This window comes from Nioella nitratireducens (genome assembly GCF_001879715.1).
GTDB lineage: Bacteria > Pseudomonadota > Alphaproteobacteria > Rhodobacterales > Rhodobacteraceae > Nioella > Nioella nitratireducens.
In genome coordinates this window covers 1-1,377 of record NZ_MNBW01000063.1, presented here as the reverse complement: position 1 = coordinate 1,377, position 1,377 = coordinate 1, and the positions used below count along the sequence as shown (strand labels likewise).

The following is a 1,377-nucleotide window of genomic DNA, read 5'->3' as shown; positions in this document are numbered from 1 at the left end:
TACGGGGCAGGCATTTCCGCTGGCGGTCTGACCCGGCGGATGGCGCATTCCGATCTCGTGGCGCGTGCCACAGATCTCGACATGGTCGAGGCGGGCTGGGAACCGACCGTCGACACCTATCTCAACCGCGTGCCCAAGGCCCGTATCCTCGAGGCCGTGCGCGAGGCGAAAGGGGAGGGGACTGCCCAACTCCTCGATCACCTGAAGAAAGGCGAGATGGCCAGTGAGGCCGAGCGCTTGCTGAAGGGCAGCGGCTGGTTGCCCGAGGTCCTGCGCCGGAACGATCTCGTGGCGCTGGACGATGAGGACCATGCCGAAGGGCAGGGGGCGGATGCCGAAGCGGCTGACAGCGTCAGTGAAGCTGACCTTCCTGCATTCCTGACGGATGACCTGCCTGCTCAAGGTGCGTCGATGCTGGCCGCGGAATAACGTGATCCAGAGGGGGGCGGAGATTCTGCCCCCAAATCACCCTATAACATAACAATATCAATAATATGAGTGCGATTACTCGCATTCGGAATGAGGAATCATGTCTGCAACAACCATCATCGACACCGCCCCCCTCGGGGCGCTCATTCGCTACACCGACGGCAGTCCCAAGCCGCCGGCACGCTTCACCAAGAAGCTTGCAGCCTGGGAGCGCTCGAACGGCGTTGGCCGTCTTGTGAAAAAGGAACCACCCCGGCCCTCTCCGACCTGGACGGCTCCCGCGTCGTTCACGCTGCATGAGGGTAACTTCTCCTCGGACGGGGTGATCCTCGTGACCATCATGCGTAGCCATTCGGCTGACAGCGCCCTGGTCTTCGAGGTGGCCGAGGAGCCGAAGCCCGGGCAGGTGCGCGTGCTCCTCGACTTCAGCGGCAACACCGAGCTGCTGCATCTGGCGGAATCCATCACCGCGGCCGAGCTTTGGATCGCCAAGGAAGGATATCGCAATGTGCGACTTGAAATCGTCGGCGATGAAGAGGGCGAAAGGGCAGGGGGCGCGGACCTGGCCGCCTGAGCCCAATTGAAACCGAGGGGCCCGTCCAAGCGCGGGCCTCTCAACCATCACAACCTTGTCTTTTGAGTTCGCGGGGCGCCAAAGGAACCATCCCCAAGGAAGGACGTTTTCAACCAAGAGCCTGCCCGGGAGGCGGGCGGTGTCCAAAGCATCAGCGGGACAACCGGCTCCTGACGTTGGGGGACCGTCCCCCGCTCGCCATTCCCTTCCTTGCCCCGAATCCCGTCTTCGAGATCAACCCGCGAGGGGTCGGACTACGGGCGAACCCGGGCCGCCGGGTGGATTCGGGCAAGCCGAACGCACCCGGTGATGTCAGCCAGTCTTCGGGCCTGCGGGGTCCTGTCGCGCGGGGGATGGTCCCCCGCCTCCCAGAC

Annotated in this window: 1 protein-coding gene and 1 pseudogene; both read left to right on the top strand. The window is 63.8% G+C overall.

Annotation, left to right across the window (positions count from 1 at the left end):
* A pseudogene (locus tag BKY27_RS19555) lies at positions 1-429 on the top strand (DNA-binding protein); the annotation flags it as partial.
* 100 nt (positions 430-529) lie between these two features.
* On the top strand, positions 530-1,003 hold the full coding sequence (locus tag BKY27_RS19550) for a hypothetical protein (RefSeq protein WP_071676127.1): 474 nt from the start codon (positions 530-532) through the stop codon (positions 1,001-1,003).
* Positions 1,004-1,377: the final 374 nt, after the last annotated feature.